The organism is Streptomyces sp. NPDC003393, from assembly GCF_053589015.1.
Genome location: NZ_JBSFRB010000025.1, coordinates 104,117 through 113,859 on the forward strand (window position 1 = coordinate 104,117; position 9,743 = coordinate 113,859).

The following is a 9,743-nucleotide window of genomic DNA, read 5'->3' on the forward strand; positions in this document are numbered from 1 at the left end:
GGGCGGCCCGGAGGAGGGGGGACCGGGCCGCCCGGCGGTGGGAGAGGGTTCAGGGGGTGACGTGCCGGCGGCTCACCGGTCCACGCGCACGGCGGTGCCGGCCAGCTCGGCCTCCAGGCGGGCCACGTCGGCGTCCACCATGATCCGGGCGAGCTCCTGGACCCGCACCGAGGGCTTCCAGCCCAGCAGTTCCTCGGCCTTGGAGGCGTCCCCGATGAGGGCGTCGACCTCGCTGGGGCGCTCGTACTTGGGGTCGTAGCGGACGAACTCGGTCCAGTCCAGGCCGGCGTGCGAGAACGCCACCTGAAGGAACTGCCGTACGGTCGCGGCCTCGCCGGTGGCCACCACGTAGTCGTCGGGCACGTCCCGCTGGAGCATCCGCCACATCGCCTCGACGTACTCGGGCGCATAGCCCCAGTCGCGCACCGCGTCCAGGTTGCCGAGGTAGAGCCGGTCCTGGAGGCCCGCCTTGATCCGGGCGACCGCACGCGTGATCTTCCGGGTCACGAAGGTCTCGCCCCGGCGCGGCGACTCGTGGTTGAAGAGGATGCCGTTGACCGCGAACATGTCGTACGCCTCGCGGTAGTTGACGGTCGCCCAGTAGCCGAAGACCTTGGCGCAGCCGTAGGGGCTGCGGGGGTGGAACGGGGTCTTCTCGTTCTGCGGGGGCGGGGTCGCGCCGAACATCTCCGAGGACGACGCCTGGTACAGCCGGGTCTCGACGCCGCTGGCCCGCACCGCCTCCAGGAGCCGGATCGTGCTCAGCCCGGTCACGTCGCCGGTGTACAGCGGCGCGTCGAAGGAGACCCGCACATGGGACTGGGCACCCAGGTTGTACACCTCGTCGGGCCTGAGGTCCCGCAGCAGGTTCACCAGCGCCACCCCGTCCGACAGATCGGCGTGGTGCAGTACGAACGTCCGCTCCGGCCGGTCCGGGCCCTGGTAGATGTGGTCGATCCGCTCGGTGTTGAACGACGACGACCGGCGGATCAGACCGTGCACGGTGTAGCCCTTGGCCAGCAGCAGCTCCGCCAGATAGGAGCCGTCCTGGCCGGTCACCCCGGTGATGAGTGCCGACTTGCCCATTCAAAACCCCCTCCGACGCGACCGGTCGGTCACGTTTTCATGTGAATTGCCCTGATCTGTTGAGGAACGCCCCCCGCGGCCGCCCGACGCTGGCACAATCCGCGCATGACAGCTGACGCATCGCACCAGCCCACGGCGCCCTCGCCGGCGCACTCGCCCGACCTCACGGCCCCGGGTGCGTCCCCGCACTCGCTGCTCCCACGCGCGGCCCGCGTGTTCGTCGCGGGCCACCGGGGCCTGGTCGGGTCCGCGGTGGCCCGCCGGCTGACGGCCGACGGACACGAGGTGCTCACCCGCTCCCGGGACCGGCTCGACCTGCGCGACGCGGAGCGGACCGAGGCCTTCCTGCGCGACGTCCGCCCGGACGCCGTCGTGCTGGCCGCCGCCAAGGTCGGCGGGATCATGGCCAACAGCACGTCTCCGGTGCAGTTCCTGGAGGACAACCTGCGGATCCAGCTGAGCGTCATCGCCGGCGCGCACGCCGCCCGCGTCCCGCGCCTGCTGTTCCTCGGGTCGTCCTGCATCTACCCCAAGCACGCCGAGCAGCCCATCCGCGAGGAGTCGCTGCTCACCGGCCCGCTGGAGCCGACCAACGAGGCCTACGCCATCGCGAAGATCGCCGGCATCACGCAGGTGCAGTCCTACCGCCGCCAGTACGGCGCCTCGTACATCAGCGCCATGCCGACCAACCTCTACGGCCCCGGCGACAACTTCGACCTGGCCACCTCGCACGTGCTGCCCGCACTCGTCCGCCGCTTCCACGAGGCCCGCGTCAACGGCGCGCCCGAGGTCGTGCTGTGGGGCACCGGCACTCCGCGCCGGGAGTTCCTGCACGTCGACGACGTGGCCGCGGCCTGCGCCCTGCTCCTGGAGCGCTACGACGACGACGTCCCGGTCAACATCGGCTGCGGCGAGGACCTCCCGATCAGCGAACTCGCGGAAGTGGTGCGCGAGGTGACGGGCTATGAGGGGTCCGTCGTCTGGGACACCGGCAAGCCCGACGGCACCCCGCGCAAGCTCCTGGACGTCTCCCGGCTCACCGCGCTCGGCTTCAAGCCCGCCGTGGCCCTGCGGGACGGCATCGCGGCGACGTACAAGTGGTGGCTGGCCCAGCAGCGCACCGGCTGAGCGGATCCTCGGCTCCGGGGCCCGGCGCACGGGCGGGCCCCCGGGGCGGGTGGCACCCATCGCGGCCCCTCAGTACGCCCCGCGGCCGTCGACGACCGCGCGCAGGGTCCGGGTCATGATCTCCACATCGGTGGCGACCGACCAGTTGTCCACGTACCACAGATCCAGCGAGACCGTCTCGTCCCAGGACAGGTCCGAGCGCCCGCTGACCTGCCACAACCCGGTCATGCCCGGCTTGACGGCGAGGCGCCGCAGCTCGGTGCGGCTGTAGTGGGCCACCTCGTCGGGCAGCGGCGGCCGTGGCCCTATCAGGGACATGTCACCGCGCAGGACGTTGAGCAACTGCGGCAGCTCGTCCAGGGACAGCCGGCGCAGCACGGAGCCGAGCGGGGTGACCCGCGGGTCGCGCCGCATCTTGAACATGTGCCCGTCGTGCTGGTTGGCGCCGGAGCGGGCGAGTTCGTCCCGGCGGGCCTCCGCGTCGACGACCATGGTGCGGAACTTCCACATGGTGAACGGCCGGCCGTGCAGTCCGCAGCGGATCTGGCGGTGGAAGGACGGCCCCGGCGAGGTGCAGCGCACGGCCAGCGCCAGCGCCGCGAACAGCGGCGCCAGCACCACCAGCCCGAGGGCCGCGCCCAGCCGGTCCAGCAGCGACTTCAGCAGCGGCTGGCCGAACTGCTGGGCGGGCGGTGTCACTTGCAGCACGGTCAGTCCGGCCGCCGTGGTGGGGCGTATCCGTGCCTCGGTGACCTCGGCGAGGCCGGGCACCACGGCGAGCTGGAGCCCGGCGCCGTGCAGCGCCCAGGCCATGTGCCGCAGCCGTTCGCCGGTCATCCGCAGCCCCGGTACGACCAGGGCGGCGTCCGCTCCGAGGTCCGCCACCGCCCGCAGGACGGCCTCCGCGTCCCCCGCGCGGTCGGCGCCGCCGTCCGGCAGCCGCTGGGCGACGGGCATGCCGCACTGCACGGCCCGGGAGCCGACCGGGACCACCCCGACGACCACGTAGGCGTGGTCCGTGCGGCAGGCGAGGCGGGAGACGACCTGGTCCACGGCGGCCGGCTCGCCCACCACCAGCGCCCGGCGCACCGCGCGCGCCTGGCGCCGCTGCCGGTTCAGGTGCAGTTTCGTCGTCAGCGCGACCGCCGCGGCCAGGGCCAGAGCGGGGGTGAGGGCGGCGAGCGCCAGGGTCGGCCGGGGGCCGTCGTCCAGACCGGCCAGGATCAGTGCCAGCGCCAGGATCCCGGCCAGCAGCACCCAGTCCCGTACGGCGGCCAGCACACCCCAGGACTCGCCGAGGCGCTGGGCGGCGTACCGGCGTCGGGTCGCCCGGATGGCGGTCCAGGCGCCCGCTCCGATCAGCCCGCCGAGCGCGGGCACGTCCTGGCCGTCCGCGGCCAGGGCCGCGGTCAGCGGGACACCGACGCCGCAGGTGTCGGCGAGCACCGCGAGCGGCCGGTACCAGCGGGCCTTCCCGTCACCCGTTCGGACGTGTGGTCTGCGCCGGCCCGGAGCGGGTCTCGTGAGGCGGCCGAAACCGGGCCCGGCGGGCCGGGACGCGTCCGGCGCCGTGACCTCCGAGGCCGGCATCGTGCGCTGCGCGGTCCGGGGAATCGTTTTGCCTGGTCCCGACGGCCCCGGCAGGTCGGAGCCCCGCGTCGCCGCGTCCGCCGTCCCCACGGCGCCCGCGGCCCTCGCGGCCTCACCTGTGCCCGCTGAACCCGCTGTGGTCGCTCCCCCCACCGTGCCTGTCGCTGCTGCCGCCGTCCCGGCTGCCGCCGTCGCGTCCGTGGATCTCTCCGTCACCGGCTCCCCGGTGGACTCGGAAGTGGACTCCGACACGCCGACTTCTCGCATGCGCCCCCCAGCCATACGCCGTCGTCACGGGTCCATCCGTCTCCCTCGGTCCCCACCGAACGGATGTACCCAAGTGATCGTGGACCCTACGACACAACTGTGGTCGTCGGCTGAGCTTTTCGAGAAATTCATAGGAATCCGGTGAAGAAGTTCACAACTGGCGTTCACATGTCCCTCATCCGATGCTGGCGGAAACCCCGACGAAACCGACCGTGTGCGATCGGTGGACGGTGAGTGTCCCTCCCCAGGGGTGGTGGGTCCGCCCGGTATCGGGTACATACGTTCCAGTAGCACCGGTCAGTAACGTACCGCCCCCAAGATCCCTATACGCGGCGAGGTGAGCCTCATGTCCGCACCAATGACCAACAAGCCCACCGTCACCGAGCGCGAGGCGCGTCAGGTGGCGGAGGCGGCCCGGGAGCAGGACTGGCGCAAGCCCAGCTTCGCCAAGGAGCTCTTCCTCGGCCGCTTCCGGCTCGACCTCATCCACCCCCATCCGCTCCCGGCCGACGACGACGTCCAGCGCGGCGAGGAGTTCCTGGCCAAGCTGCGCGACTTCTGCGAGACGAAGATCGACTCGGCCCGCATCGAACGGGATGCGCGGATCCCCGACGAGGTCGTCACCGGGCTCAAGGAGCTCGGCGCCCTCGGCATGAAGATCGACACCAAGTACGGCGGCCTGGGCCTGACCCAGGGCTACTACAACAAGGCCCTCGCCCTGGTCGGCTCCGCCAGCCCCGCGATCGGCGCCCTGCTCTCCGCGCATCAGTCGATCGGAGTACCGCAGCCGCTGAAACTCTTCGGCACCACCGAGCAGAAGGAAACCTTCCTGCCGCGCTGTGCGCGCACCGACATCTCGGCCTTTCTGCTGACCGAGCCGGACGTCGGCTCCGACCCGGCCCGCCTGGCGACCTCGGCGGTCCCCGACGGGGACGACTACGTGCTGGACGGCGTCAAGCTGTGGACCACCAACGGTGTGGTGGCCGACCTGCTCGTCGTCATGGCGCGCGTGCCGAAGTCCGAGGGGCACCGGGGCGGCATCACCGCCTTCGTCGTGGAGGCGGCCTCCGAGGGCATCACCGTCGAGAACCGCAACGCCTTCATGGGCCTGCGGGGCATCGAGAACGGCGTCACCCGCTTCCACCAGGTCCGTGTCCCGGCGGCCAACCGCATCGGCGAGGAGGGGCAGGGCCTGAAGATCGCCCTGACCACGCTGAACACCGGCCGGCTCTCCCTGCCCGCGATGTGCGCCGGCGCCGGCAAGTGGTGCCTGAAGATCGCCCGCGAGTGGTCGGCGGCCCGCGAGCAGTGGGGCAAGCCGGTCGCGCTGCACGAGGCGGTCGGCTCGAAGATCTCCTTCATCGCGGCCACCACCTTCGCCCTGGAGGCCGTCCTCGAACTGTCCTCCCAGATGGCCGACGAGAACCGCAACGACATCCGCATCGAGGCCGCCCTCGCCAAGCTCTACGGCTCCGAGATGGCCTGGCGGATGGCCGACGAGCTGGTCCAGATCCGCGGCGGCCGCGGCTTCGAGACGGCCGCCTCCCTCGTCGCCCGCGGCGAACGCGGCGTACCCGCCGAGCAGATGCTGCGCGACCTGCGCATCAACCGCATCTTCGAGGGCTCCACCGAGATCATGCACCTGCTGATCGCCCGCGAGGCCGTCGACGCCCACCTCTCCGTCGCCGGTGACCTCATCGACCCCGACAAGTCCCTGCAGGACAAGGCGAGGGCGGGCGCGAACGCCGGCGTCTTCTACGCCAAGTGGCTGCCCAAACTGGTCGCCGGACCCGGACAACTCCCGCGGTCCTACGCCGAGTTCCACCCCTCGGGCCACATCGACCTCTCCCCGCACCTGCGCTACGTCGAACGCCACGCCCGCAAGCTGGCCCGCTCCACCTTCTACGCCATGTCGCGCTGGCAGGGCCGGATGGAGACCAAACAGGGCTTCCTCGGCCGCGTCGTCGACATCGGCGCCGAACTGTTCGCGATGAGCGCGGCCTGCGTTCGCGCGGAGCTCCTGCGCACCCGCGGCGAGCACGGCCGCGAGGCCTACCAGCTCGCCGACGCCTTCTGCCGCCAGTCCCGCATCCGCGTCGACGAACTCTTCGACCGCCTGTGGACCAACACCGACGACCTCGACCGCAAGGTCGTCAAGGGCGTCCTCGGCGGGGCCTACGAGTGGCTGGAACAGGGCATCGTCGACCCCTCGGACGACGGCCCATGGATCGCGGAGGCGGAACCGGGCCCGTCCGAACGGGAGAACGTACACCGGCCCATCCGCTGACGGCGCCGCTCGGCCACCTACCACCGGCGACGGGCTGCGGAGCGACATCGGTCCGGCGTCCGGGGCGACCGGCAGGCGAACGGCGTCCGCAAAGCGGGGGCACCGACGCGGCCGCGCGCGAGCCGGCAGGAGCGGTCTGACGCCGCCGGCGTGCCCGGCGGCGTCCTCGCGGTAGGTGGGCCGTGTCCACCGGGCGGTGTGCGTCGTCGCGGCCGGTCGCGGGACTGGCCGGGGACGGCCGGTCCGCCGGCCGTGCCGTGCGGCGGGCCTCCGCGGTAGGCCGCCCGGCCAGGCCGGGCGGCCTCGGCCGTCGGCGACGCGCCCCCCGCCCGACGGAGGCGCTGTCCTCCCGGGCGGGTCTTGCCGCCACAATGGGGGGATGAGCGACAGTCCAGCCCCTCTCGCCGATCCGCATCTCGTGTTCGATCCCGTCGCCGGGGACGGGCCCAAGGACGTGGTGGTCCTCGGGTCCACCGGGTCCATCGGCACGCAGGCCGTCGACCTCGTGCTGCGCAACCCGGACCGCTTCCGGGTCACCGGGCTCTCCGCCAACGGCGGACGGGTCGGCCTCCTCGCCGAGCAGGCGCACCGGCTCCGGGTCCGAACGGTCGCCGTCGCCCGCGAGGACGTCGTACCGGCGCTGCGCGAGGCGCTGGCCGGCGAGTACGGGAGCGGAGAACGGCTTCCGGAGATCCTCGCCGGGCCCGACGCGGCCACCCGGCTCGCAGCCTCCGACTGCCACACCGTCCTCAACGGCATCACCGGCTCCATCGGCCTCGCGCCGACCCTCGCCGCCCTGGAGGCGGGCCGCACCCTCGCGCTCGCCAACAAGGAGTCGCTCATCGTCGGCGGCCCGCTGGTCAAGGCACTCGCCAAGCCGGGGCAGATCATCCCGGTGGACTCCGAGCACGCCGCCCTCTTCCAGGCACTCGCCGCCGGCACCAGGGCCGATGTGCGCAAGCTCGTCGTCACCGCCTCCGGCGGTCCCTTCCGCGGCCGTACCAAGGACGAACTCGCGGACGTCACCGTCGAGGACGCCCTCGCCCACCCCACCTGGGCCATGGGGCCGGTGATCACGGTCAACTCCGCCACCCTCGTCAACAAGGGCTTGGAGGTGATCGAGGCACACCTGCTGTACGACATTCCCTTCGACCGCATTGAGGTCGTCGTGCACCCGCAGTCGTATGTCCACTCGATGGTCGAGTTCACCGACGGATCCACCCTCGCCCAGGCGACGCCCCCGGACATGGGCGGGCCGATCGCCATCGGCCTCGGCTGGCCCGAACGCGTGCCCGGAGCCGCCCCCGCGTTCGACTGGAGCACCGCGTCGACCTGGGAGTTCTTCCCCCTCGACAACGACGCGTTCCCCTCCGTCGGCCTCGCCCGGCATGTGGGGCAGCTCGCGGGCACGGCGCCGGCCGTGTTCAACGCGGCCAACGAGGAGTGTGTCGACGCGTTCCTGCGCGGCGCGCTGCCCTTCAACGGGATCATGGAGACCGTGACACAAGTGGTCGAGGAGCACGGCACGCCCGGCACGGGAACTACCCTGACCGTGCCGGACGTCCTCGAAGCGGAGGCCTGGGCGCGCGCCCGGGCCCGGGAACTGACAGCGCAGACGGCGACCGCGGAGGCGCGTGCATGACGTCCCTGATGATGATCCTCGGCATAGTCGTCTTCGTGATCGGCCTGCTGGTCTCCATCGCGTGGCACGAGCTGGGGCATCTGTCCACCGCCAAGCTCTTCGGCATCCGCGTGCCGCAGTACATGGTCGGCTTCGGCCCGACCATCTGGTCGCGGAAGAAGGGCGAGACCGAGTACGGGATCAAGGCCATCCCGTTCGGCGGCTACATCCGCATGATCGGCATGTTCCCGCCGGGCGACGACGGCCGGATCACCGCGCGCTCCACCTCCCCCTGGCGCGGCATGATCGAGGACGCCCGCTCGGCCGCCTTCGAGGAACTGGGGCCGGGGGACGAGAAGCGCCTGTTCTACACGCGCGCCCCGTGGAAGCGGGTCATCGTGATGTTCGCGGGCCCGTTCATGAACCTGATCCTGGCGGTCGCGCTGTTCCTCACCGTCCTGATGGGCTTCGGCATCTCCCAGCAGACGACCGCCGTCAGCTCGGTCTCCCAGTGCGTCATCGCGCAGAGCGAGAACCGCGACAACTGCACCAAGTCCGACCCGCTCTCACCGGCCGCCGCCGCGGGCCTGAAGGCCGGGGACAAGATCGTCTCCTTCGACGGTGTGAAGACCGACGACTGGAACCGGCTCTCCGACCTCATCCGCGCCCACCCCGGCGAGCAGGTGCCGATCGTGGTGGAGCGCGGCGGCCAGGACGTCACCCTGCACGCGAAGATCGCCACCAACCAGGTCGCACAGAAGGACTCCAACGGCCAGATCGTTCAGGGCAAGTACGTCACCGCCGGCTTCCTCGGCTTCAGCGCCGCCACCGGCGTCGTCCGCCAGGATCTCGGCCAGTCCGTGACCTGGATGGGAGACCGCGTCGGCGAGGCCGTCGACTCCATCGCCGGCCTGCCCGGCAAGATCCCCGCCCTGTGGAACGCGGCCTTCGACGGCGCCCCGCGCCAGCCCGACTCCCCGATGGGCGTGGTCGGCGCGGCCCGCGTCGGCGGCGAGATCTTCACCCTGGACATCCCGCCCACCCAGCAACTGGCCATGGCCCTGATGCTGGTCGCCGGCTTCAACCTCTCCCTGTTCCTGTTCAACATGCTCCCGTTGCTCCCGCTGGACGGCGGGCACATCGCGGGCGCCCTCTGGGAGTCGCTGCGCCGCCACCTCGCCCGGGTGCTGCGCCGTCCGGACCCGGGACCGTTCGACGTGGCGAAGCTGATGCCGGTCGCCTACGTGGTGGCGAGCGTCTTCATCTGCTTCACGATTCTCGTCCTGATCGCCGACGTGGTGAACCCCGTCAAAATCACCTAGTGGCGGGCGCGGAAGGCGGCCGGCCGGGCGTTGCGGCGGCCGCCTTCCAACGAGTGGTTTGACGGGTGGGGGATGTACTGGCCCAAGGTCGCGTGCCGTAATCTCGAAGCCTGGAGCCCGCCGCTGAACGGGGCCGGACCTTGATCCACGACTTGGGGTTGCACAGCAGATGACTGCGATTTCTCTCGGCATGCCGTCCGTTCCGACCAAGCTCGCCGAGCGCCGCAAGAGCCGGCGGATCCAGGTCGGGCCCGTGGCGGTCGGCGGGGACGCTCCGGTGTCGGTGCAGTCGATGACGACGACGCGTACGTCGGATGTCGGTGCCACGTTGCAGCAGATCGCCGAGCTGACGGCGTCGGGTTGTCAGATCGTGCGGGTGGCGTGTCCCACGCAGGACGACGCGGACGCGTTGGCGACCATCGCGCGCAAGTCGCAGATTCCG

At 71.7% G+C, this 9,743-nt stretch carries 7 protein-coding genes; 5 read left to right on the forward strand and 2 right to left on the reverse strand.

Annotation, left to right across the window (positions count from 1 at the left end; translation table 11 throughout):
* Window positions 1–72 precede the first annotated feature (72 nt).
* Window positions 73–1,086, reverse strand: coding sequence for a GDP-mannose 4,6-dehydratase (gene gmd, locus ACWDUZ_RS23555; RefSeq protein WP_451633754.1), 1,014 nt, complete (start codon window positions 1,084–1,086; stop codon window positions 73–75).
* A gap of 105 nt (window positions 1,087–1,191) precedes the next feature.
* Here gmd and ACWDUZ_RS23560 point away from each other — a divergent pair, with 105 nt between their 5' ends.
* Entirely contained in the window at window positions 1,192–2,214 is a 1,023-nt protein-coding gene (locus tag ACWDUZ_RS23560) for a GDP-L-fucose synthase family protein (RefSeq protein ID WP_451633755.1), read from the forward strand.
* A gap of 69 nt (window positions 2,215–2,283) precedes the next feature.
* Here ACWDUZ_RS23560 and ACWDUZ_RS23565 read toward each other — a convergent pair whose 3' ends face one another.
* Window positions 2,284–3,804 carry an exopolysaccharide biosynthesis polyprenyl glycosylphosphotransferase gene (locus tag ACWDUZ_RS23565; RefSeq protein WP_451633756.1) on the reverse strand — a complete coding sequence of 507 codons (1,521 nt, stop codon included), beginning with the start codon at window positions 3,802–3,804 and terminating at the stop codon, window positions 2,284–2,286.
* A 613-nt stretch (window positions 3,805–4,417) separates the two neighbouring features.
* Between ACWDUZ_RS23565 and ACWDUZ_RS23570 the strand changes: the two genes are divergently transcribed.
* The 4 genes from ACWDUZ_RS23570 to ACWDUZ_RS23585 form a co-directional block, all read left to right on the forward strand.
* Window positions 4,418–6,358 carry an acyl-CoA dehydrogenase family protein gene (locus ACWDUZ_RS23570; RefSeq protein WP_451633757.1) on the forward strand — a complete coding sequence of 647 codons (1,941 nt, stop codon included), beginning with the start codon at window positions 4,418–4,420 and terminating at the stop codon, window positions 6,356–6,358.
* A gap of 379 nt (window positions 6,359–6,737) precedes the next feature.
* The gene (gene dxr / locus ACWDUZ_RS23575; RefSeq protein WP_451633758.1) at window positions 6,738–8,000 is read left to right on the forward strand and encodes a 1-deoxy-D-xylulose-5-phosphate reductoisomerase; all 1,263 of its coding nucleotides are present in this window, start codon (window positions 6,738–6,740) and stop codon (window positions 7,998–8,000) included.
* Between the two features lie 8 nt (window positions 8,001–8,008).
* Entirely contained in the window at window positions 8,009–9,301 is a 1,293-nt protein-coding gene (locus ACWDUZ_RS23580) for a M50 family metallopeptidase (RefSeq protein ID WP_451633767.1), read from the forward strand.
* Between the two features lie 169 nt (window positions 9,302–9,470).
* Window positions 9,471–9,743 (forward strand): flavodoxin-dependent (E)-4-hydroxy-3-methylbut-2-enyl-diphosphate synthase (locus ACWDUZ_RS23585; protein ID WP_451633759.1); only part of this gene is annotated, 273 nt, incomplete at its 3' end.